Annotated in this window: 23 protein-coding genes; 16 read left to right on the top strand and 7 right to left on the bottom strand. The window is 64.0% G+C overall.

The features are described 5' to 3' along the window. Positions 1-8: 8 nt before the first annotated feature. Positions 9-875, bottom strand: a complete 867-nt coding sequence (locus tag AC4JJG_RS13465; RefSeq protein ID WP_495398395.1) for a MinD/ParA family ATP-binding protein — start codon at positions 873-875, stop codon at positions 9-11. A 1,464-nt stretch (positions 876-2,339) separates the two neighbouring features. On the opposite strand from AC4JJG_RS13465, the gene AC4JJG_RS13460 reads away from it, so the two are divergent. From AC4JJG_RS13460 to AC4JJG_RS13420, 9 genes are all read left to right on the top strand, one after another. Further along, positions 2,340-2,654, top strand: coding sequence for a YbaB/EbfC family nucleoid-associated protein (locus tag AC4JJG_RS13460; protein ID WP_495398396.1), 315 nt, complete (start codon positions 2,340-2,342; stop codon positions 2,652-2,654). Continuing rightward, a complete protein-coding gene (locus AC4JJG_RS13455) occupies positions 2,651-3,007 on the top strand; it encodes a YbaB/EbfC family nucleoid-associated protein (RefSeq protein WP_495405778.1) in 357 nt (118 codons plus the stop codon). Before AC4JJG_RS13460 ends, AC4JJG_RS13455 begins: the two co-directional genes overlap by 4 nt. 154 nt (positions 3,008-3,161) lie before the next feature. Next, positions 3,162-3,476, top strand: a complete 315-nt coding sequence (locus tag AC4JJG_RS13450; protein ID WP_495398398.1) for a hypothetical protein — start codon at positions 3,162-3,164, stop codon at positions 3,474-3,476. Between the two features lie 99 nt (positions 3,477-3,575). After that, positions 3,576-4,847, top strand: coding sequence for a hypothetical protein (locus AC4JJG_RS13445; RefSeq protein ID WP_495398399.1), 1,272 nt, complete (start codon positions 3,576-3,578; stop codon positions 4,845-4,847). A 62-nt stretch (positions 4,848-4,909) separates the two neighbouring features. Then, entirely contained in the window at positions 4,910-5,215 is a 306-nt protein-coding gene (locus AC4JJG_RS13440; RefSeq protein ID WP_495398400.1) for a PE family protein, read from the top strand. A gap of 101 nt (positions 5,216-5,316) precedes the next feature. Beyond that, positions 5,317-6,393, top strand: coding sequence for a PPE domain-containing protein (locus tag AC4JJG_RS13435; protein WP_495398401.1), 1,077 nt, complete (start codon positions 5,317-5,319; stop codon positions 6,391-6,393). Then, the gene (locus tag AC4JJG_RS13430) at positions 6,393-7,199 is read left to right on the top strand and encodes an ESX secretion-associated protein EspG (RefSeq protein ID WP_495398402.1); all 807 of its coding nucleotides are present in this window, start codon (positions 6,393-6,395) and stop codon (positions 7,197-7,199) included. The genes AC4JJG_RS13435 and AC4JJG_RS13430 overlap by 1 nt, the downstream gene beginning before the upstream one ends. A gap of 106 nt (positions 7,200-7,305) precedes the next feature. Then, a complete protein-coding gene (locus AC4JJG_RS13425) occupies positions 7,306-7,632 on the top strand; it encodes a WXG100 family type VII secretion target (RefSeq protein WP_495398403.1) in 327 nt (108 codons plus the stop codon). A 31-nt stretch (positions 7,633-7,663) separates the two neighbouring features. Next, the gene (locus tag AC4JJG_RS13420; protein ID WP_495405777.1) at positions 7,664-7,960 is read left to right on the top strand and encodes a WXG100 family type VII secretion target; all 297 of its coding nucleotides are present in this window, start codon (positions 7,664-7,666) and stop codon (positions 7,958-7,960) included. Between the two features lie 159 nt (positions 7,961-8,119). Here the strand turns inward: AC4JJG_RS13420 and eccE are convergent, their stop codons facing one another. Further along, entirely contained in the window at positions 8,120-9,838 is a 1,719-nt protein-coding gene (gene eccE / locus AC4JJG_RS13415; RefSeq protein WP_495398405.1) for a type VII secretion protein EccE, read from the bottom strand. A gap of 96 nt (positions 9,839-9,934) precedes the next feature. Here eccE and eccB point away from each other — a divergent pair, with 96 nt between their 5' ends. The 5 genes from eccB (at position 9,935) to AC4JJG_RS13390 (ending at position 15,249) form a co-directional block, all read left to right on the top strand. Then, complete coding sequence (gene eccB, locus AC4JJG_RS13410; protein WP_495398406.1) at positions 9,935-11,410, top strand: type VII secretion protein EccB; 1,476 nt, start codon at positions 9,935-9,937, stop codon at positions 11,408-11,410. A 272-nt stretch (positions 11,411-11,682) separates the two neighbouring features. Beyond that, positions 11,683-11,991: a WXG100 family type VII secretion target gene (locus tag AC4JJG_RS13405; RefSeq protein ID WP_495398408.1), complete on the top strand. Its 309-nt coding sequence runs from the start codon at positions 11,683-11,685 to the stop codon at positions 11,989-11,991. A 3-nt stretch (positions 11,992-11,994) separates the two neighbouring features. Continuing rightward, positions 11,995-13,170: a WXG100-like domain-containing protein gene (locus AC4JJG_RS13400; protein ID WP_495398409.1), complete on the top strand. Its 1,176-nt coding sequence runs from the start codon at positions 11,995-11,997 to the stop codon at positions 13,168-13,170. Further along, positions 13,160-14,005, top strand: a complete 846-nt coding sequence (locus AC4JJG_RS13395) for a VOC family protein (protein ID WP_495398410.1) — start codon at positions 13,160-13,162, stop codon at positions 14,003-14,005. Before AC4JJG_RS13400 ends, AC4JJG_RS13395 begins: the two co-directional genes overlap by 11 nt. Before the next feature lie 113 nt (positions 14,006-14,118). After that, positions 14,119-15,249: a hypothetical protein gene (locus tag AC4JJG_RS13390; protein ID WP_495405776.1), complete on the top strand. Its 1,131-nt coding sequence runs from the start codon at positions 14,119-14,121 to the stop codon at positions 15,247-15,249. Positions 15,250-15,311: 62 nt separating this feature from the next. Here AC4JJG_RS13390 and AC4JJG_RS13385 read toward each other — a convergent pair whose 3' ends face one another. The 4 genes from AC4JJG_RS13385 to AC4JJG_RS13370 are packed head-to-tail and all read right to left on the bottom strand — an operon-like array spanning position 15,312 to position 18,948. Next, entirely contained in the window at positions 15,312-16,547 is a 1,236-nt protein-coding gene (locus tag AC4JJG_RS13385) for a hypothetical protein (protein WP_495398412.1), read from the bottom strand. Between the two features lie 27 nt (positions 16,548-16,574). Then, entirely contained in the window at positions 16,575-17,396 is an 822-nt protein-coding gene (locus AC4JJG_RS13380) for a VOC family protein (protein WP_495398413.1), read from the bottom strand. Further along, positions 17,396-18,631 carry a WXG100-like domain-containing protein gene (locus tag AC4JJG_RS13375; RefSeq protein ID WP_495398414.1) on the bottom strand — a complete coding sequence of 412 codons (1,236 nt, stop codon included), beginning with the start codon at positions 18,629-18,631 and terminating at the stop codon, positions 17,396-17,398. Before AC4JJG_RS13375 ends, AC4JJG_RS13380 begins: the two co-directional genes overlap by 1 nt. A 5-nt stretch (positions 18,632-18,636) precedes the next feature. Continuing rightward, positions 18,637-18,948 (bottom strand): WXG100 family type VII secretion target, encoded by a 312-nt coding sequence (locus AC4JJG_RS13370; RefSeq protein ID WP_495398415.1) that lies wholly within the window; start codon positions 18,946-18,948, stop codon positions 18,637-18,639. A gap of 261 nt (positions 18,949-19,209) precedes the next feature. On the opposite strand from AC4JJG_RS13370, the gene AC4JJG_RS13365 reads away from it, so the two are divergent. Continuing rightward, entirely contained in the window at positions 19,210-20,019 is an 810-nt protein-coding gene (locus tag AC4JJG_RS13365; protein ID WP_495398416.1) for a hypothetical protein, read from the top strand. A gap of 20 nt (positions 20,020-20,039) precedes the next feature. On the opposite strand, the gene AC4JJG_RS13360 is transcribed toward AC4JJG_RS13365, so the two are convergent. Further along, positions 20,040-20,861 carry an ESX secretion-associated protein EspG gene (locus AC4JJG_RS13360; protein WP_495398417.1) on the bottom strand — a complete coding sequence of 274 codons (822 nt, stop codon included), beginning with the start codon at positions 20,859-20,861 and terminating at the stop codon, positions 20,040-20,042. 288 nt (positions 20,862-21,149) lie between these two features. On the opposite strand from AC4JJG_RS13360, the gene AC4JJG_RS13355 reads away from it, so the two are divergent. Further along, positions 21,150-21,723, top strand: a 574-nt coding sequence (locus AC4JJG_RS13355; protein WP_495405775.1) for a hypothetical protein, incomplete at its 3' end; no start/stop codon positions are given.

The raw sequence follows: 21,723 nt of genomic DNA, 5'->3' as shown, positions 1-21,723 counted from the left end.
TCGGCCTTCTATCGGTGCTGCTGGTTGATCGGATGAGTGGTCATGGCGAAATCCTCGGCCACTGTCGCGGCCAGCTCGACAAATGCGTGGCGAGTGGCTTTGTCGAGCAGATTCAGGTCGACCTCGGAGCCTTCGGCCAGGTGCGGATCGTAGGGGATCACCTGCACCGCACGGGTTCTGGCGAGAAAATGCTGAGCCAGGACGCCGATGTCGATCTTGGTGTGGTCCTTGCGAGGGCCCGAGAGAACCACCACTGCGCGTTGCACCAAGTGGCCGTAACCGTGAAGTTCGAGCCAGTCGAGGGTCGAGCTGGCACTGCGGGCGCCGTCGATTGCCGGGGTGGAGACCAGAATCAGCGCCTGGGCGAGGTCGAGCACGCCGTTCATCACCGAATGCGAAAGGCCGGTGCCGCAGTCGGTAAGGATGATGTTGTAGTAGCGCTGCAACACTTTCATGACGTTGCGGTAGTCGTTCTCGTTGAATGTTTCGGCTGTGGCCGGATCACGTTCGGATGCAAGAACTTCCAGGCGGCTCGTCGCCTGGGATGTGTGGCGCCGGACGTCGGAATACCGGTAGATCGAGTCGTCTTCGAGTAGGTCGCGCACCGTCGAAGGAGATTGCAGTCGGACTCGTTGCGCGAGGGTTCCCAGGTCGGGATTCGCGTCCACGGCAATGACACGGTCGCCGCGATGTGCGGCGAATGTGGAGCCGAGTCCGACTGTGGTGGTGGTCTTGCCGACGCCGCCCTTCAACGAGAGCACGGCGATTCGGAAGTCACCTCGAACCGGAGCGTTGAGTTGGCGAACGAGTTCGTCGAAGTACACGGTCTGCTGCGAGTCGCCGGGATTGATCGCGCCGCCGGTGATCCGGTGCACTGTGCGACGCCAACCGGAACGTGGTGCGCGACGGGCCTTTCTGATGAGAGCAGCCGAGTCCAGGTCCGGTGCGTTACCCCTGGTCTGTGGGGAATGGCTCCCGCCGAATCCCTGGGGGCCGAACTGACGCGGGGGCCCGGTGCGGGCCGGGGGCCGCGGGGCCTGCTGTGCTGGACCGGAGACGTGCCGGTCCATCGGCGCAGCGTCTCTCACAGGTGATTCCGGTGGCAGATACTGCAGGTCGTCGGCGGTGGGGGGTGGCGTGGGATCCGGAGCCCGATGAGCGCCGGGCTGATAGGGCGGTGCCGGGTCTGCACCCCACGCGGGTTGGGTGAACTGTTGTGGCGGTGCATGGTCGGCGTCCGATGATGCAGTGGCGTCATCGTGTCGACCGGAGGGGAAGGACGACAGCGGGGGCAGAGGGGGTGGCGCTGCGTTCTGCGGAATATGTGTCTCGGGAGCCGCGGACGGCGCCTCGCCCGGGTTCCCGTCCGGCAGTCCGGGTGGAGGTGGGAGTGGCGGAAGACCGGGTGGCGTCGGTACGTCCTCGAAGTCGTCAGTCGGTGGCAAGGGCTCGTCGGCAGGGGAGGCGGACGGGGCCGCCGTGGACTGCGCCGCAACGTATTCGGCTCGGGTTCCCGAATCCTGAGCAGGAATGTCAATCCCGGAGGTGTCCGGCAGCGGTGCACCGTCGTCGACGGGTGTACCGATCTTCTCCGTTATGTCGGCAGGAGGTACGGCTATGTCGGCAGGAGGTACGGCATCGCCGGTGACAGGCGGTGGGACGCCGTCCGATCGTTCGGTCGAATCGAGGTCGCCGGTGGCGCGAACTTCGTGGTGCGGGGCCGGGGCGGCGCCTGGTCCGCTCGATCGCGCATCAGGCCGGGGTGCGGGCGGTCCGGGAGTCTGCGGAGGCGGCGGCCGACGCTGATGAGGGGGTGGGGGAGGTGCAGTCCGCTGCGCGGACGATGGTGGAGGGCCGGGTTGCCGACTCTGGTCGGGTAGGTGCGCGGGCCGCGGTTGTTCCGCGTGAACAGGAGGTTGGCTGTGGTGCTGCGGGTTCTCCCGGCGGCTCTGGTCGGGCTCGGCAGGCGGCGAGGCCGACTTCTTGGACTTCTTCGAGCCGGACTTTCGAGAGCCGGACGGCGGAGGGGGTGACGGCACGCCACCACCCGCCAGCCACGGTGGCGTGGCCGGCATCCGGTTCTTGTCATAGCTCACGAATGGTCCTCGCAGATGTCCAGGTTCTCGCTCTCCGACGATACAACCGGCCAGCGCAGGGAAGAGAATCCAGCCGGTGAATGATGTCACTCGTCCACCTGTATGAATGAGTCACGACGAGCGCCTATGTATCCGAATGGATGACATATGCGCCTGTTCGTTGGGATTCGTCGGTGCGGTATGCAAGCATCGGGCGGTCGCCGACGATCACCGGTAGCGTCGGCCTCAACAAGGGGGTACAGCGTGGCAACCGCAGCCAGCAAGGACGGCGCTCTGAAGGTGGTGACCACCGAACAGGGCCTGCCCACGGCGCTCAAGATCGACGACGGTCAGCTTCGACGCGACCCAAAGGTGCTCGCCAAGGATATTGTCCGCCTCTGTCATCAGGCGGCGCAGCGTGCTGGCCTGGAGCGACGCGCCGAGATGGTCGAACAGGGAGTCGCGCCCGAGGTCATCGACCTGTTCGGCTTTCCCAAGCCGGAGGACGTTGCTCGCGAGGAGATCGTCACCGAGTGGGAAGACGGATACGAGCAGTCGAGCTGGATGAGGAACGTATGAGCTGGGCGATGGACGAGCTCGAAGCCCGTGCTCGGCGGCAGTTGGAGAGTCTGTCCGGGGTGAATGAGCGATTGGCCAGGATCCGGGCGAGCGAGACGTCACCGGACGGCGAGGTACGTGCGGTGGTCGACGGTAACGGTTCTCTGGTGGACCTGCAGCTGTCCGATCGTGTCGGCCGACTCAACGGTAAGCAATTGGAGCAATTGGTGGTGGCCACCGCCAATGTTGCGTGCCAGAAGGCTTTCGCTCAGCGCGCCACGGTCTTGGAAGAGTTCAATCAGGAGTTTGCCGATCTTGTCGCACCGGGCGATGCCGATGCGCCGCGGAGCGCTGACGCCGACGGCGTCAATTGAACAGAATTAAGAAAAGGCAATAGTCTGTACGACAGTGTGGCGTGTTGTGGGTCGCATGCGTGTCGGTCACGTGGACGACAGAGCGGGCGAGCGGCCTGAATCGTGCGATACCGTGTCATCGAGATTGGCGAAACCACGAGGTTGAGGGGGCATCATGGAGAATCTTACGGCCGACGCCGCCGGCATTGCGGCGTATGGAGCAGCTGAAGCGGCTGTCGCTGCCGAGATTGCCAGCGCGGGCGCCATCAATGTCGGAGCGATTGCAGCCGCACTCACGCCGACGTTCGGATTGCTCGGCACCGAGCATCTCGTCGCGACCATCGTCGCGATGACCACAAATCTCTTCGAGACCGGTCAGATCGCTGCTGTTCACGCGGGCCAGTCCGTGACCGCACAGACTTCTGCGGCGGCCTACACGGCAACCGACGCATCCGCGGCCGGTGCCGTGGGTTCAATCCTGAAGCTCTGAGACGTGGGCGACCAATAACTCATGACGCATTCCGCGATGGAGCCGTTTCCCAGCACGAATTCGTTGGTGCCGGCTCCGATAGACCAGTCACTCATCGACATGTTGGAGAACAGCCCGCTCGGGCCGATTCTCAACACCCCAGTCAGTGATGTGCTGAGCAAGATGGGACTGCCGCCGATGCCGGTGGCCCCACCTCCGCTGCCGGCTATGCCGGGGTTGCCTCCGTTCCCGGAGATCAGTCTCGAGAATCTGTTCAAGCCGCTGACCGATCTCCAGCAATCGTTCGGTTCCGGCGACCTCGCCGCCAGTGGGTTCGATCCGACCCAGTTGTTCACGGGACTCCAGACCATTCTGCAATCCGCCATGGGTATGTCGAGCGGGGCGTTGAAGGCAGCGGACTCGGTGTGGTCGGGAACAGCGGCGTCGGCGAACGCGGCAAAGTCCGCGACCACGGCGGGTGAAACCGTGATGACGCAGACGAAGTCGCACGCGATCGTGGAAGGCGCGGCCGAGGGGGCCAGCATCGTCGGCACCGGGAACGCCTCGATGGCCGCGGTCATCGAGGGGTTCATGGCCACTGCCACCGCTGCACTGCCGTTGATGGCGACGCCCGCTGCGCCTGCGGCTGCGGCTGCGTTACTCACGGCAGCCGCAGTGGCGCTGAGCAACGGGATCGCGGTCGTCACGGGCACGAAGGCCACGCTCACCCCGTCGACGGCCAAGCAGCTGGCCACCGGCGTGCAGAACACGATCACCGGCGCGCCTACGGGTACGTCTCCCTTCGGGATCGCGTCGACTCTGCTGGAGGCGGTCGGCTCGCCGGTGAGCAGTCTTGCGTCTACCGGTAGCTCGATGATGGGCTCGATGACCAAACAGCTGGCGTCTGCGAACAAGGCGAAGGGCCTCGACAAGAAGCTCCCTGATAAAAAGGCCGCTTCGACCTTGCCCGCAGGCCTGAAGAAGGGCGCCGGAGGCGGTAAGGGTGGCGGCGGCGCGGGCCTTGGCAAGCTCGGTGGCGGTGGAGGAGTGGGTGCGCCGGCCACGCCGTTGCAGTCGAGGCCAGGGGCGCCGAATCTCAGCGGTGCGGCTGCCGAGTCGGCTGCCGCGCAGGCAGGAGGCCGTGGCGGTTCCGTCACCACTACCAGCTCGACCACTGGCGGCATGATGCCGATGGGTGCGGGCGCCGCTGGAGCCGCAGGCGCAGGCCGCGGTGCGGGCACTGACGACGGACACGGTTCGCCGGATTATCTGGTCACCGCACAACACGGATCCGCGGTGGTCGGCGACATGCCGACGACGGCTCCGTCCGTGATCGGTGGCGACGAGGCGGAGGCCGATATCGAATCCCCCGATGTCGATCTGCGGCTCTGAACAGTCATTCGAACATCCGATTACCCACAGATCTAAGCACTGACATCATTGGAGGTAGCACGATGAGTGAAAATCAGCTTTCCGTCGATCCCAGCGAATTGGCTTCGGCCGCAGCGAAGCTCGACGCCCTGGCAGTACGTCTGGAGACGGCGTTGTCGACTCAGACTCCCGGCCTGAAGGTACCGGCCTCCGGTATCGACGAGGTCTCCGAGCGCGCTGCCAACAATTTCAATCTCGCGGCCGAGGACTTCGGAACCGATGGCGAGGCGGCAGTGCAGGAACTGCGGAAGGTTGCTGCGGTTTTGCGGTTGCAGGCGAAGAGCTTCGGCCGCGCCGAGGACGACACGATGCAGACCTTCCTGTCCTGAGGCTGACGCCGACGGACCCTGTCGAGTCGTGGGCTCGACAGCGATAGCTGGTTGTCACACACAACGTTTGGGATGAGGACATGATCGTAGGATTCACCGGAGTGATCTGGGAGGCGCGGCCCGCTGAGCGGCTTGCGCACGACCTGCATCACGGCGTGGGTCCCGCGCGACTGGCGGAAAGCGGTGCGGCTTGGGCGCGTATCGGTGCCGAACTCGCCGACATCGGAGTCGAGTACTCCAAGGTGATCGCCAACCTCGGTCTGCATTGGGAAGCCAACTCCTATAATCATGCGTTCAACAAGCTCACCCAGCTCGCACCGTGGTTCGCCGACGCTGCCGCTGAGGCGGTGCATACCGCGGCCAAGGCGGAGGCGCAGGCAGTGGCCACCACAGTCGCCCTGACCGCCATGCCGAATCCCGTTGAGCTGGAGGCGGCCAAGGCGATCAAGCAAGCCCTGGAGAGTGCGTCAAAGGCGTCGATGGGCGGCCCGCTCCATGCGGCGGCGGCGAGTGCCGAGCACGCTCAACAGGATCAGAAGCAGCGTGCGTCTCGCGTGATGGAGAGCTACGAGAAGGCCACCACGCCTGTGGCGCACCCCTGGAAGCATCCGTCACCGCCGAAGATCGTCTCGGAAGCGGCGCTTGCGGCTGAGGAAGCAGCGGCTCGCGAGGCTGCCGAAAAGGCCAAGGCTGCAAGCGGTTCGGGGATTAAGGCGAGTCTGGCCGCGGCGCCGATGATCGGCGGGCTCGGCGGTGGTGGCATCCGCGACATCGAACGCAAGAAGTCGGATTACCGGGTCGCCGCGCTGCCGGATGCGCCGGCGGCGGTTCCGATCGCGTCCAACGGTGGGCCTGGGACGGTGGCTCCGGCTGCGCATTCGGGAATGCCGATGGGACCGATGAGTCCCGCTGCCGCGCAGGCCGCGGGAGGTCGGGACGAAGAACACTATGGCCGCACCTACGATATTGAGCCGGCTGCATCTGGCGCCTCGGCGTCCGACGTCAACCTGCCCGAGGGGTGGGTCCAGGCAGGTCAGCATGATGCGCCGGTCTCCTGGTCCGACGTTGCGGGACGGTATGAAACCTCGGCCCCGCAATTGTCCGAGGGACAGCTGAATCTCGGAGGCACGGTGCCACCCCCGGTGCTCGGTGCACCCGACGATGGTGGTGAATCCTGATGTGGGGCACCGCACTTGACGTGCGCTACACGATGTCGGCGGATGCTCTCTGGCGCGTCGGTGAACTGCTTGATATCCAGATTTGGCCGTCGGTGCTGGATATGTCCCTGAGATACGAGACAGTCGATGACTACAGTGCGGGTACCTCGCGTGCCGAGGCCGAGCTCCGTGAGATCGGTGCCATGGACGCCGACGGTGTGGTCGACGGATTGCATCTGGCGCTCAGAATCGTGAGCAGTCCCGACGCTCAGCTACAGGCGAGGATGTACGGGGACGGTGACGTTCGACGAATCCTCTTGGCGCGAAGCGGGCGTGACCATGTCCAGGTGTTGCGGCGTGGCGAATCGGTCACCATCGAATCGGTGTCAGTGGATGGCGCCGACGCGGCCGCCGGTCGTATTGTCACGTGTCTCGGACCCGGTGACGCGGCAGACGTGGGCTCGGTGAGTGGACCTACCGCCGACCTCGCTGCTCGGCTCGATGCCGCCGAGACTTCGGCGCAGTATGCGGAGACGCTGTACGCACTCGGCGTCAATCAGAACGATTCGATGAAGCTCGGCATAGCTTTCGCGGAATGCCGGGGTTACATCGAAATCGTCGCCTACGAGTCCGTGGAGGGCCGTAGCCAACAATCTTCTGGTGCTGTCGCGATCTACGAGACCGCTCGCGGTCGCGTGGTGGGCAGTCCCAGTGTGTCTCCGGACGGTCAGATGTGGACAACCCTGTCGGCCGGTTCGGGACATCGCATCAAGCAGGCCATCGGTCGTTTGATGGAAACCTTGCCGAATGGACGGTGGATGTCATGACCGTAGGCGGGGGAGTTGGTCGGTGCACCGGTGTGGTGGCCGATTGGAATGCAGGACTGCGGTCGTGGCAAGCGACTGACGGGTCCACACAATTGGAGGAAATCACATGAGCGGCAACAACAAATTCGAGCTCGATCTCGATGCCGGGTTTAAGCACACAGACACCGTCGACGAGATCCTGGATTCGCTGCGTGCGACTCTGAAGACCATTACCCACGAGGTCGACACGGCGCGTGCTTCGTGGAGTGGTTCAGCTTTCACGGCATTTCAGAACACCTCGGAGGAATGGGGCGGTGAGGCTCAGCGCCTGAACCAGAAGCTGGACGATCTCGGTGCAACACTGAAGAACTCGGTCTTCAAGGGCTCCGACGACACCAACAGTGAGATCGCTTCGACCTTCTCCGGCATGCATGCCGGTGGCCTCAACCTCTGATTCGTAACCTCTTTTCTGAAAGGACAAACACATGGGTAATAATGACGGAGTCATGAAGTACAACTTCGGCGAGATCGAAGCCCTCGCCAGCGCGCTGCAGCAGAACGGCAATAACCTGCAAGCGCAGACTGAGAGCCTCGACAGCGCGGTCAAGTCGTTGAGCAGCACCTTCTCCGGTGGTGCTCAGGCCGCCTACGAGGAGAAGATGGCGTCCTGGCGCAACGAGATGAACGATACTCAGGAGATCCTGAACAAGATCGCCAACTCTGTCCGCGAGGGCGGCGTGCGTATGGCGCAGCAAGATCAGACGAGCGCTGCATCGTTCTGATTCGGCACGAATCCTCTGTGCCCCGTACTGGCTTCGCTGGTACGGGGCACAGTTATATGTGGCGAAGTGAGATGAAAGCAGAACCTGCGGTGTCGAGTGACCGGTGATAGACCGGAGGACAACGAACGGTTGAGTTCGTCGGCGGCCGCGAGTATCGCGTCAGCGCCGTAGCGCCGGTCGGCGACCCGGCCTACGGTGCCGGTTGTAGACGCGGTCGGGAGCGTTGAGAGACTCGCCGATGTAGCGCATCTCGTCGTCGGTGGCGACCATGATGACCTGATCGGTCTCGCCGCCGCTACGCACCGTGACCCAGGGCCCGGCGTCCGCATTCTGGAGAAGGGTCACGTCTGCAGCGGGATTGGGCACGAGTCCTGCGGCGGTCACGTTGATCACGGTGACGTCCGAGACCTGCATATCCGGGGGCGTGCCGTCGAAAACCAGCACCGAAAAGCCTTGTCGCTGACCGGCGATCTGCGAGCCGGCGGCAGCGCCGGCGACCGCGAGGACCCGCGGGTTGCCGACCGCATGTGCCATCGGCATCCAGTGCGCGGGACGATCCGTTGACACCATGACGCGGGCGCCGAGCGCGATGGCGCGCAGCACCACCTGCTGGCAGAGATTGAGTGTGCCCGCGATCTCCACAGTGCGGACATTTGAACCGACGAGTGCCAGCGCGACGGCGCGACCGTCGGTGTCGGCTCCGATCAGCTGGCCACATCCGGCTGCCGGAAGTGCCAGTGCGGCAAGGGCATCCGTGGTGGTCAGGTACTCGAGGTACTCGCGATCGGTGAAGGGATCAGCAAGCGGAAGGCCGGCGACGAACGCCTCGCGCTGACGGCCGTCGCACAGGTGGAATCCTGTGGGTACGGGCACCGGCTGTTCGTCGAGGGTGTGGAAGCGGGCGATCGCACTGAGGTGGAAATCGTTCTTGTCCGCGGGGCGAAGATGAAGCGACAGAACGGTACTGAGGCTCGGGACGGTCCAGGCTGCACCCAGTCCGGGCTCCGAGAGCGCTTCCTCGTCGAGACGATAGGACTGCGCGTGCAGTTGATCGATCTCGACGTGATCCCAATTCTCTTCCAGGGCATCGGGGTTGGTGCCCTCGATCAGCGAGGAGAACACCGCGTTGATTTCCGGTGCGGTGAGAATCGTTGAGGCGTGGCCCTTTCCGGACAGGCGGTTGGCCACGCGCCGTGTCGCCACGACGGCGGTCTTCAGAACCCCGGTCGAGCCGCCGCCGCGACGTTCGATGGCGTCAGGGTTGTCGAGCGGATTGAGCCGCAGCACCACGATGACCGAACGGAAAGCGGTGGCCGGCAGGGGACCGAGGATCTGTCCGTAGATGTTGGCGATATTTCCGTTACCGAAGGCTCGGGAGCCGTGGCTGATGATGTCGGCCGATTCCAGCTCGATATCGAACTGGTGCAGGCACTCCGCGATCAGATCGAGCGGTACGACGTCATCGGTGATGATGCGGCCCGGTGCGAAGCGGGTGAGCGCGCGCGGGTTGGCCTCAATGCGCACCATCGTGATGACGCGATCACCGTCCCACCGCATCCCGCAGCTTCCGCCCTCGCCGAGCGGGACGTCGAAGGGAGCCTCGAACCACAAACCGGGTTTGCGTACGCGACGGCGCATGAATCCGAGGCGATCACCGAGTTTCCGTGCGACGGACGTTCCGCGTGGACGAAGGAACGTCGGCACCGCGAGTACGACGCCGATGATGACGCCGATCCACCAGTCGAGGCCGAAAACCGCGGCGATCAGTGTCACCACGAGCACAACGGCCTCGGCGATCAAGAGAACGGGTGTGGGCAGCCACCTCTGGGCCCAGAACGTATCGGGAGACCGGACCTCGAACTGTGTTTGTCCAAACACTCCGCGCAGACCTCCCCCGGGCACACCATTATTCGTTGCTTCAGCATCTGTACGGTACCGTGCACCTCGAATCTACGGGGCTCCAGGGGAGGGTTCATGCCCGCTCAATTGACAACGCGACAGCAGGTCAACGGTTACCGCTTTCTGTTGCGTCGCCTCGAACACGCGCTTATGCGACGCGACGTGCGGATGCTGCACGATCCGATGCGTTCGCATATCCGTTCGGTGCTGGTGGGCATCACGCTGACGGTCCTTATCGTCGGCGCCTGTGCCATCTACGGCCTCATCAAGCCCGCTGGCTCGATGGGCGATAGCAAGATCGTCGTCTCCAAAGAATCCGGCGGTCTGTATGTGCTGGTAGATGACACTTTGCACCCTGTGCTGAATGTGGCTTCGGCTCGCCTGATCATCGGCAGCCCGGACAAGCCGAAGTCGATATCAGAAAAGAAGCTCGCGGATTACAAGCGAGGTCCGTTGGTCGGCATCCCGGGAGCCCCGCAGAGCCTTCCCGGACCCGCCGACTCCGGACACTCCTATTGGTCCGTGTGTGACACGGTTGCCGTTCCGGAGGGGTCCGGTTCGCTCACCGGTGGCGTCACCACGACGGTTCTCGCTGCGGCGCCCCAGAATCCGGAAGCCTCCCGCGCACTCGGTGACGGCGACGGATTATTCGTTCAATTGAATGACACGAAGTATCTACTGGCCGGCGGCAAGCGGTTCCGTGTGGACACCGCGGACCCGGCTGTCGAGCGGGCATTCGGGTTGCGGGACGCCTCGGTCCGTCCCATCAGCGCCGGTATGCTGAACGCCTTCCCGGATGCCGACGAGCTCGCCACCCCAGATATCGAGAATCGGGGCAAACAGTCGACGACCGGACTCGGTCCTGTCGGATCTGTGGTCCAGGTGGCCGGAGTGGCGAACGCGGCGCCCACCCTGTACGTGGTGCTGCGGGACGGCATCCAGCAGATCGGACAGACCGCGGCCGACGTGATCCGCTACTCCGACGATGCCTCGGGTGGCGAAGTGAAGACCGTCGCTCCGGCCGCGATCACCGATGCCAAGCAGGTGAAGGACCTGCCAGTCAGCGACTTCCCTGCGACCGCGCCGAAGATCATCGACCAGAAGACTGCTCCGGTCGGATGTCTGGTGTGGGACAAGGGCGGAGAGAACGACGCGGCGAGACTGCGGATCTTCGCCGGCCGTGGTCTTCCGCTCGACGACGGCAAGGAACCGGTGAAACTGGCGACCAGCGACGGTGCCGGCCCGGGCCTCGACTCGGCGTTCGTGCCACCGAGCACCGGCGCCTATGTCCTCACAACGGGGAGCGACCCGGATTCACCGCGCCGTGAATCGCTGATCTTCGTCAACGACGCCGGTGTCCGCTTCGGTGTCGCCGACGCCAAGGCGGGACAGGCCCTCGGCCTCGGCGAGGACCCGCAGGTCGCACCCTGGAACATCGTCGGCCTGCTGCCGACCGGCCCGGCGCTGTCGCAGCACAATGCTCTCGTCGAACGTGACTCCGTCGAGGCCGGCGCCGAAGGTGCGACCCTCGACGCGGGCTCGCAGAGCTGACTGTCACGCGAAAGTACCGGCGACAAGAGTGTTTTCGAGAGCGTCGAGGAATCAGAGGCGCCGAGGCGGTCGCGGTTCTCGGAGGGCAACTGGTCATCGTGCACATCGATGATCAGGCGATGCGGCGTCGTCATTCGAACGTCCGAACGGCTGGCTGACTGCGTAGGGTCAGGTGCGAATATTGCTACCGTGCCCGATGGATACTGGTCATGTCAGCGGCCGACGGTCGCCTTCGCAAGAGCGTGGCATGAAGTGAGTCGGGAGGACTTCTGATGGGCAGCAAGCTTGTAGTCGATGTTCATGAGTTCCGGTCCAAGGCCGCAGAGTTCACGCAGCTCGCGGGTCAGATGCGGGCGATCCGGACATTGCTGGCCACAGGCCTGGAGCGAGAGGGCGAGTGCTGGGGTAACGATGAAATTGGTGCCACCTTTGTGGAACCCTACGGCGCCAAAGGCGGCACGGCGATATCGAATGCCAACTTCCATGCCGACCATCTCGAACACCTCGGTGACCAACTGACCACCATTGCGGATACTTACGCTGCGACGGACGGTTTCACCGCACGTCAGTTCAAGGGGTAGGCAGTGGGTATCGAGCTGCCGGGGGCGCTGACCACACCTCTGTCACTTATTGGCATGGAATGGCCGAAAGGCGACGAGACTGCGCTGGATAGGCTCAATGTCCAGTGGTCGGGGTTTGCGTCCGACGTGAACGATCTCGCCAACGACCTGTCGCAGTTGGGAGCGAGCATCCTCGGAACAATCGAGGGTGATACCCATGATGCGCTCGAGTCGCACATCAAGCAGTTCTTCAACGGTGATAAGTCGCTGCAGGAGCTGATCAAGGACGCCGAGTACCTGGCCGAATGCTGCAGTACGACATCGAACGAAATACTCACGCTGAAGATCCTCTTCATCGTTGAGTTGGTGGCATTGGCGGCAACGCTTGCCGTGCTTGCAGCATCCGCGTGGATCAACTGGGGGGCGCCGGCAGAAATGGCTGCTGCGCAAATGGTCACTCGTGCCGCGATCCAGGTGGCGGTCCGGAAGACGATTCAGACCATTGCCCGTAAGGTCAGCGAGCGTGCCTTCCGTGAGATCGCCGAAGCTCTTGGTAGGGCCGCTCTGCGGCAGGTCGGAGCCAACTCTGGGAAGGACCTCATGGGTCAGCTCGGGGTGTCGGCCCTCATTGGTGGCGGCGTCGGTAGCGGTACGGAACTGGGCAAGCAGATCTACGACAATGTCGTCAATGGCAAGGACATGGATTGGGGAAAGGTTGCGAGCGTAGGTGGGCAGGGGGCTCTGAAGAGTCTCGCACTGTCCCCTGCGTCGATGCCTATGAAGACTGCGCTCGGTAGGAAGTTCGGGGCGAACTTCGTCGACAACAAAATGCAGCTCGGTGTCACGTCGATAGCCGGTTGGAAAGGCGTTGGAGCAACCGCAACCACGAGCGCCATCACCAACGTCCCGGCAATCGGTACCGCAATAACCGGAAAAATATTCGAAACTCCGTCCGAATCGAGCGTTCCCGAGCCGACTGTCGAAGGTGTGCGGCAATGGACCGAGATGGACAACGACGGAACGACTGCGGAAGCCATACCATTTATTCGGCCGGATGGTGCGCCCACCGCTTACCCATCCTACGAATCGACGGCCTCGGAATCGTCGGAGCCGACATACTCGGCTCCTAGTACGAGCCATGCGCCGACGGCTCCGCAGTCAGCTGCCCCCTGGGAGTCGGTGCCCGCACATGGACGATGATGCAGGAGATGGGACGGCGGTTCCGTTGCCCGACAGCCTGATTGGTACACCTTGCTGGATAGACCATGTCTCACAGGGCTCCTCGTCCGCCCGAGCTTTCTACACGACCGTATTGGGCTGGGAGTTCGCAGGCGACGATGACACAGTTGGCACGATTGATGGCCAAGCTGTCTGCGGGATAGCCGAACCGGCAGAGTCGCTCTCGGGTCTGCCGTCGTATTGGCATCCGTACTTTCGGATTGACGACTTCGCCGACTTGGCGCGTCGTTCGCCTCTCGATGGTGAACTGCTCTGGGGGCCAAAGGAATATGGTGATGGTCTGGCATCAGTGGCGAGCTTTCGAGATCCGCTGGGTGCGACTTTCAGCCTCTGGCATCCGCAGGCATCGCTCGGGTTCGCGCCCACCGGGCACGGAACGCCGGTGTGGTTTGAACTCGTGACGCCGGAGTCGGCAACCATCGCCCAGTTTTACTCGGCGATTTTTCAATGCCAGCCAGGCGTTATCGAAGGCCCGGGCGGAGCGTATCGGGTCCTCGGGCGTCACGACGGACAGTTGCTTGCCGGGGTGGTGACTGCGGACGTCGAGCCATACTGGCGAGTCTATTTTCAGGTCGAAGATCTCGAGAAGACCCTGCTGGACGCGGTTGAATCGGGAGGTGTCATGGAATCCGGAGCAGTCGAGCTGCCGGTCGGGCGTATTGCGCTGCTGCGGGACCCCACGGGCGCGCTCTTCGGCGTCCTGGAGCCGTGGTCTGCGGACCAGCGGTGTTCTGAGTATGCGGAAGCCGTGCCCGGCGATGACAACGCAGGGTTTCCGAGAAGTCTGTCGCTGTGACTGACCGCGCGGTACAGACCGAGGAAGCTGTGGTGCGAGACCCCTGGTTGGGGTGGGGGTATCGGAGTCGTACCCCCCTCTACGTCGTGGTGGCGTGCCTTGTGATCGCTCCCGTGCTCATCGCTGCCGCGGTACTGATCGGAGCCGGATCCAATTCGCTGATTCTGGCGCTCGTGTGCGGTCTGGGCGCGATCGGTGCACTAGGCGCGGTTCTCGGGTATTTTCTCGTCTGGCCGTCGATAGCGCGGGCGATTCACAGTCTGTCGGGTAAGTCCGCGGACCGGACGCACCTGATGGGCTGGCATGTCGCGGTGACGAGGGAAGGCCTCATAGCGGAGTCGCCGACCCGGAGCGAGTTCCTGGCGTGGGGTGCGGTGCGCGGGGTTGCAGATGCTCCAATTCCGGGACGGCTTGCGAAACTGCTTGGTGTGGAACCGATGTCGACGCCGGCAATCATCGGGAATGGAACCGTGATGCGCGGGCGGAAGCGGATTCGTTCGGTGGCGAATTTTGCGGAGGGTATCGGGGCCGAGTCCGCGACGGTGTGTATTTTTCCGGCGTTGTTCTCGAATACGTGGCGTGGGTCCGAGATGGAAGCGAGTATCCGGCAGTTCCGTCCCGACCTGGCGGACGAACTGGACTGGCCGTTGCCGCACGAGGCAAGCGTCGGAAAGCGGGACACCGCGATTGGTGCATTCGACGAGTCGGGTCGTGGCCAACAGGTTCCTTTGCCAAACGGCGATACGGCGACTGTCGAGGTGGATCGGCACCAGGGCTTCGTCGGGGTCACCAGCCACCGTGCGCCTACTATCTGGGTTCGTCGTCATGGGCCGCCGAAAAGGTTTGGTCCACTGGGGGTTCGGTCCATCCGGCAGGTTGAACTCATTGTGGATGGGCATGCTGCGGGCATCCTGCGGATTCGACGCGGACCATTCTGCGCTCGTGATCAGGAGGTTTCTGCGCTGGTCGGCGGCCGGTTGCTGTCCATGGTGTATGTCCACGTCATCGCGGGCCGTACCGTCGACCTGAGACGCGGCCCGACGAGGTCGGAAACGGGGGTGCGGATCAGGCGGCGTGGCGACGGCGTACTGATGGTGAGCGCAACACCGTCCGCTGAGGCGAGTCCCACCGAACTCGCGGTCGGGTTGGCCCTGGCCACCGCATTCGGAACCCGGTCGTATTCGGTGTATGACTTGCCGAAACTCGTGGTGTACGCCGCTGCGCTCATGCTCGAGGGGCTTTGAGTCCGAGTTACCGCACCATGACGGAAGGCGCGTATTCACAGTCGCGTATTCACGAGGTGTGATCAGGAGTTGAGGATGGCGCCGACCAGCCGAAGTAGGCCGTGAAACGGCACCTTCGGGAGGTTGGCCAGCTGGAGCGACCTGGTCCCGAAGAATGAGCTGACCGCAATGGCTTTCGCGACCTCATCGGCAGACACCGTGTCGTATTCGAACTGCATGGTGCGGACTGTCAGGTCACCGGTTGTCTTGGCGCGCACCATCATCGGCAACTCCGTGGGCCGGATGCCGCGACCGAGTCGAACTGTGTTGCCGGACACGAGGAATTCCGGGCGAACTGATGTCAGCTGCCCGTGGCCGTCGTCGACGGCAAGGTAATGGTGTCTCTGCCAGGGACTGCGGTGCTCCCAGACCGTTCCGCCGGGCTGACCGTTCACACGTATGGCTGAGCGGTTGCCGGGTGTACCGGTGATCTCGACCGTGGGTACGGCGGCTCCATGCACCGTCACTTGTCCGCCGTCAGATGATCGGCTGATCGAGATTTCTCCGAACGCGGGTAGCTCGACGGTTGATTGTTGCGCGTCGCCGGTGGCATTGGACGAGTGCCAGTCGAAGGTGCCTCGGGGGTAGACGACCGGCTCTTTCGGGCCCTTGCGGGGCGGCCCGCTTCGGGGAACCGGCAGCTGTAACGCTTCGGCGACATCGGGCCGAAACTGCCAGATCGCGCGACCGATGGCGGATTCGTCCGTGAGGTCGTCGAAGACGCCCGGATCCATCGCGAGTTGCGCCGCAGGTGCATCGACGGCCTTGCCGAAGTTGCCGACGATCCTGAGCGGAAACCAGGCTGCCTTGCTCGCGCCGTGGCCCACGATCATGGGCCGGTCGATCGCCGGCACGCCGAGCAGCTCCGCTTGCAGAGGTTCGATCGGGTGGATCGCAACTCCGGTGATGCCGGACCACGGAAGGTAGTCGGTGCGCCGCCGGGTAGCGACGATCAGACCGCTCGGTGTGACAGAGAGGTGGCAACCCACCCATCGGATCCGGTCGACCGGCAGGTGAACGAGGCGTGCGATCCAACGGCTGGGACGGAGAAACCACATGAGCGCGAACAGAATGCAGACGGCGAGTGCAACGACCGGGACGAGATAGATCGGCACCACGACGGCGCTGACGAGCACCAGGGCTATCGCCAGCACGACGAGGAGAACCAGACCGCGATAGGTCAGTTGCGCTTCGGCGAGCAGGGCGCCTTCGCGACGTCCGCTGGTGGTGTCGGGCAGCACTGGCCGGCCCTCAGTCATGGTGCTCCTTAGCCACTCGGCGTGGGGTCACAGGGACAATGTCGTCGGGAATCCGGCGTTCTCCGATTCCGCATCGTTGTTCTGCGGTGCCAACTCGATGAGACCGAGCGTTGCGCCGGTCGGATCGGTGACGTGAGCGTGGCGTCCGATGGCGGCCGAGGTCGTCGCCGGGAGAGTCACGTTTCCGCCTGCGCCGGCCACGGTTGCCAGCGTCGCATCGAGGTCTTCGACGCCGATATAGGTGAGCCAGTGACTGGGACCGTCGCTCGGGACGACACCGGCCACGGGCTGCCCATCGGTGTCGGTGAAGATCAGGTACATGTCGTCCCCGGTTCCGGTGACGTTCGGCCGGAGATCGAGCAGGGGACTGTAGAAGTCGATGACGTCGGCGGGTTTCGGGGTGTGGAGCTCGAACCACACCGGCCCACCGGGCCGGTCATCCCCGAAGCCGGTCACCTCTCCCGGTTCCCACAGCGAGAACGACGCCCGCGAAGGATCGGCGACGGATACGGCGCGCCCGAGACTGCCGATGGTGAGGGGACCTTCGAGGATCTCACCGCCCGTTATGCCGGAGCGATCGAGTAGTCCGGCGATCGACGGGCATCCGAAATGCAGGTGCCAGAAGCTTGGCACGCCGTCGAATTCGGCTGGGATCGGGGAGATTTGGGCAACTGGTTCTTCGTTCAGCCAGGCGACGACGAATCCTTGCTCGTCGGAGAACGCCCAACCGAAGGTCGCGTTGTAGAACGACACCGTCGCGTCGAGATCGTTCGTTGCCAGATCGAACCAGCAGGGCCGGCCGTGGATGACGTCGGGTTCCGCGTGAGCGGCACGGGTGGCGGAGCTCATCAGTTGCCCCCGGAGGGCTGCGAACTACCGGGTGGCGTCGGCACTGGCGTCGGTACCGGGGACGGAGTCGGTATCGGCGATGGTGTCGGAACCGGGGTCGGCTGCGCCGCGGTGACCGGTGGCGGAGCAGTCGGCTGGGTGCTGGGCGTGGCCGACGGGGTCGTGGTCGGGGCCACCGACGGATTCCCCGGGCTGCTTGCGGGGGCTTCGACCTCCCGCGACGGGGCACTCTCCCAAAACTCCCGGGCCGAGTCCACGGCGTCACCGCTGTGCGGGGCGATCTGGGGTTTCATCAGGGCTTTGGGTCCTGCCAGCAGGCCCGTTGTCACTGCATTCGCTTTCAAGGCGGCCGAGGTTTCCGCCGACATCGCGCGTTGGCCGACTTGTGAGCGGATGCTGCTGAAGGTCGACTTCAGGGTGGTGCCTCCGGCGGTGAGCAACGGCTTGTTGCCGTCGAATGCCGCACCGAAGGATCGACTGAATCCCGTTTTGAGCAACATCGACGCCGGGGTGGTGAGTGCTCCGACGGCCGCGCCGGTCAGCCCCGACGACGCGACCTTGTTCCAGTCGAAGTCTTTTCCGGTCGCCACATGTACGGCGAGCTGTTTGGTGAACTCGAGGCCGCTACCCATGCCGCCACCGATCGCGGCGTTCTTGCCCAGCTGGATGGCAACGTCTTTGAAAGTGTTGGCGCCCAATCGTTTCAGGGCGGCCTCGCCGATCTCTTTGAGGGTCTTCTCGGCGAGTTTGCGGATCACCTGCTGGACCGCCCGCTGGACGGCCATCCGCAACGTCATCTGCGTGGCCATCTCGGCGGCGACGATTTCGGCCGGCGCACCCCAGTTGATCCACGCCGATGCGATGGCGGCGGCGATAAACGCTGCGAGAGCAACGAGTTCGACGATGTACACGATCTTGAGTGCCAAGACCTCGTCGGAGGTCGTCGAGCACGCGTCCGCAAGGTGCTGGGCATCTTTGACGAGTTGATCGAGCGACGTGTCGCCCTGGAAGAACTGGTTCAGATGATTGTTCAGTGCGACCTGCGTCTCGCCCTCGATGGTGCCGAGGATCTGACTGGCGGCCTGCGACAGGCTCTCCGACAAGGAGGTGAAGTCATCCCCGAAATCGGTCCAGTGATCGCTCATGCGGCCGAGTGCGGTTTCGTCACCCTCCGGCCATTCCATACCGATCAGAGCGAGGGTCCCGGTGAGTGCGCCGGGCAGCTCCATGCCCATTGGCGTTACTTCCCGGTGAGTGACGAGGTGTTGTTGTCCTCGGTATCCGAGAAACCCTTGGCGATCTGGTCGACGAGGTCGCCCAACTCGTTCAGGTGTTTGGCGTGGCTTGTCGCGTTGTCGAAGGTTGTCCGGGCACCCGAGCTGTAGCGGTCCTCGAATCCGGAGCCGACGTCGTCGCCGCCCCAGCAATTGCCCTCACCCTGAAGGCTGCTGGCGAGTTTGGCCTCGGCCGCCGACGCGTCGGCGCCGAGTCCGCGGAAGCGCTCTCCGAATGCCCGGAACGCCTCGATGTCGGAACTGAATGTTGGCGCCATGTCCCTCTCCCCCGTCAAGCCGAAAATCTCGCCCGGTCGGTGGCGATGGCCGGGTGTCACGTACGGAACCGCAGGCTACCAATGATGGCAGCCCTGCGAACTAGTCCGACCGGATGACGGATTCCGCGAGTCGGGCATTACCGGCGGCTGGTGACGCCGTATGAATGACACCGGCAACCACCGGAGCCTGCCGGCCGGGCATACTGACCGGGAACGCGAGTACCTGAAGACCCGCACGATGAGAGATGACCAGGGGGAAGCATGGCATCGGAGTCCGTAGCCGAGTTGTGTGAACAGGGTTTGGCCGCTGAAGCCGCCGGCAACCGGGACGAGGCCACCAGTCGGTACCGGCGCGCGTGGGAAGCGGCCGACGACGCATTCGGCAAATGCCTGGCCGCCAGCTACCTCGCACGGGTAGCGGACGGCGCGGCCGACACCCTGCACTGGACGAAGACCAGTATCGACCTGGCGGTCCACGTGACCGAGAGCGGCGACGACGAGCGGATCTACGGTGTCGTCCCCACACTCCAGGTCGCACACGCAGGAGCACTGTTCAATTCCGGCGACACGCAGGCGGCGCAAGCCGCCTACCTGGCTGCGGCCGATTCCCTTCCCGAGGCGCTTCTCGAACCTGCGGCGGCAATGGTCTTGCAGGCCACGATCTACGAGGGTCTCGCGGCGACGGGCTTTGTGCCACAGGGCGCGTCGGCTGCCTTTTTCGCATTGGTCGAGTCACTGCAGGGTGCCAACGCGTGGGGACCGCTGTCGGTTCTGCTCGCCGGGTACGTGCAGAACACCGGTACCGATCAGTCGGCAGCCGCTTTCGTTCTGGCGATGCGCGAATTGCATGCGGCAGCCATGCTGGGGCCCGCCGATCAGGATCTGCTCGGTCGAGCGATCGATGACGCGCAGCAGCAGTTGTTCGCGGCAACCGACACGCAATCCGCTCCGTCGGCTGCATCGGCAACCGCGAACCCGGGGCCGCGACATGCGATGACCACCACTGATCGGGCCCAGTCGGCGGCCGGTGAGTCACCCGATGCGGGACCGGACGTGGCTCTCCGGATCTGAGACGTACCGGTCGGCCGCGGCTACGTGGTGTCGTATTCGTCGTCGACGACGCGGGATCGCTTCTCGCGCACTATCTGTACCGCGCGCGCCACTTCGCGGTTGATTGCTTTGACGAGTGACGCACGATCGGCTGGCCGGGCGATGCGGCCGCCGTCCTGGCGGTCGATGATGTACTGCCCGTCGTCCTTCTTGACCGCCCAGTGCACATGGAACTGTCGGTCGACGTAACCCCAGTCCTTGAGGCGAAACGGGTTGACCTGGACGAATGCCGAGAATGTCGTCGGCGTGGCGTTGTAGCGAGCGACGGACTCGCCACGGCTGTCATCGTGGTCGAGCACGCTGCCCGACTGCCGGTACTCGATGTTCGTCGGTTCTTGCACAACGACCGTTCCGAGGGAACCCGCCGGGGCTTTCGGAATGAATTTCGTGAGCACCTCGGCGAGCATCGTCGCATCGGTCTGATAGACGACGATGTCGCCCGACTGTTCTCCCGGCTTCGACTCCTGCTGGACCGCCACGAAACCATCGTCGCCCTGGCGAACGGCATTGATGCGCACCGGGCGGTCGACCGACGAGGGATCCTGCGGGAAGACGCCGAATAGTTGAAGGCTCAGATCGGGGCGCATCGAGGCCTGTATCCAGCGAGTGAGATGCCGTGGTGGATCGGCCTGCAGCCGTTGCCGGGTCAGCAGCCGGGTGCGCTCGGCCGCCTCCGCGTCCGCCTCGGTGGTCGTGGCGTCGAACGGGTACGGCACGGTATCCAGACCGAGGGCTTCGCAAAAGACCAATACCTCGACCACATTGGCCCGTCCGACCTCGCGATATGGTGCTTTGTCCGTCATTCGACCGACCTCCCCGCAGTCAAGTTTCGCCGACGAGCGGGTAGTCTAGCGACAAGTGCAGGCGCGAGCAGGGGCGGGTAAGTACCCGATGCTCGATGAGGACGGGGAGTCAGCTCGGTGGGTTGTGGCTACGATGATCCTTTCGAAAATCTGAGTGAAGCGAGTCGTTCCGGACCGAAAGATGTCGGCGGAAACTCCGATCCCGCCAATGACCTGCCGGGGAAGGTTCATACGGAGAATTGGGGTTCGTTCACCAATATCTACGACATCACCCGGCCTCTTCATAATATGAACGAGGGTGTGGCGGGTGCCGCGGCCCGCAATTGGAGCACCATCTACCGATTTCTGTCGGGTCTGCAGGGTTCGCATTCGTCGTTCGTGAATACCTTCACCAATAGTCAGGACTGGGTCGGCGAGGGTAAGGATGCCGCCAACAAGGCAATGAAGTCGTATGCCGACGAGTTGCAGAAGCTCGTCGACAAGGTGTCGTCCATGTCGACGGTGACGCAGTACGCTGCCGACACGGTCAATGGTGTCAAGAACGCCATCCCCTCGGAGCAGGAGATCAACTCCAAGCTCAACGAAGCGGGGGCAGACGACAGTCAGGTCGAGTCGGCGCGCAAGGAGCTCCTGAAGCACGCGCAGCAGCAGATGACGACTTTCTATAACAAAGGTGTCGAAGAGACCGCGCGTGCCGCGGCGGTGTTCGCGGCGCCGAAGCCGAATGATGCGCCTCAGAGTCCTGGTCCGGGTGGACCGGGTTCGCCGACCGGGGGCGCGGGGCCGTCGGGCGGTGGCGGCGGTGGTGGCGGCGGTGGGGGTACGCCGTCGTTGAAGTCGACGACGCCGATGTCGTTGAAGA

The sequence above is a fragment of the Gordonia sp. B8661-1 genome, from assembly GCF_059427765.1.
Note: the sequence above shows the minus strand (reverse complement) of the source record. Positions and strands in the feature narration are given on the sequence as shown.

Coding starts and splice junctions, on each gene's coding strand:
- AC4JJG_RS13420 (WP_495405777.1), top strand. CDS start 7,664: ATGGGTAATAATGACGGAGTCATGAAGTACAACTTCGGCGAGATCGAA.
- AC4JJG_RS13445 (WP_495398399.1), top strand. CDS start 3,576: ATGTTGGAGAACAGCCCGCTCGGGCCGATTCTCAACACCCCAGTCAGT.
- AC4JJG_RS13370 (WP_495398415.1), bottom strand. CDS start 18,948: ATGGCGCCAACATTCAGTTCCGACATCGAGGCGTTCCGGGCATTCGGA.
- AC4JJG_RS13430 (WP_495398402.1), top strand. CDS start 6,393: ATGTGGGGCACCGCACTTGACGTGCGCTACACGATGTCGGCGGATGCT.
- AC4JJG_RS13455 (WP_495405778.1), top strand. CDS start 2,651: ATGAGCTGGGCGATGGACGAGCTCGAAGCCCGTGCTCGGCGGCAGTTG.
- AC4JJG_RS13380 (WP_495398413.1), bottom strand. CDS start 17,396: ATGAGCTCCGCCACCCGTGCCGCTCACGCGGAACCCGACGTCATCCAC.
- AC4JJG_RS13425 (WP_495398403.1), top strand. CDS start 7,306: ATGAGCGGCAACAACAAATTCGAGCTCGATCTCGATGCCGGGTTTAAG.
- AC4JJG_RS13360 (WP_495398417.1), bottom strand. CDS start 20,861: ATGACGGACAAAGCACCATATCGCGAGGTCGGACGGGCCAATGTGGTC.
- AC4JJG_RS13385 (WP_495398412.1), bottom strand. CDS start 16,547: ATGACTGAGGGCCGGCCAGTGCTGCCCGACACCACCAGCGGACGTCGC.
- eccB (WP_495398406.1), top strand. CDS start 9,935: ATGCCCGCTCAATTGACAACGCGACAGCAGGTCAACGGTTACCGCTTT.
- AC4JJG_RS13375 (WP_495398414.1), bottom strand. CDS start 18,631: ATGGGCATGGAGCTGCCCGGCGCACTCACCGGGACCCTCGCTCTGATC.
- AC4JJG_RS13440 (WP_495398400.1), top strand. CDS start 4,910: ATGAGTGAAAATCAGCTTTCCGTCGATCCCAGCGAATTGGCTTCGGCC.
- AC4JJG_RS13365 (WP_495398416.1), top strand. CDS start 19,210: ATGGCATCGGAGTCCGTAGCCGAGTTGTGTGAACAGGGTTTGGCCGCT.
- AC4JJG_RS13450 (WP_495398398.1), top strand. CDS start 3,162: ATGGAGAATCTTACGGCCGACGCCGCCGGCATTGCGGCGTATGGAGCA.
- AC4JJG_RS13405 (WP_495398408.1), top strand. CDS start 11,683: ATGGGCAGCAAGCTTGTAGTCGATGTTCATGAGTTCCGGTCCAAGGCC.
- AC4JJG_RS13395 (WP_495398410.1), top strand. CDS start 13,160: ATGGACGATGATGCAGGAGATGGGACGGCGGTTCCGTTGCCCGACAGC.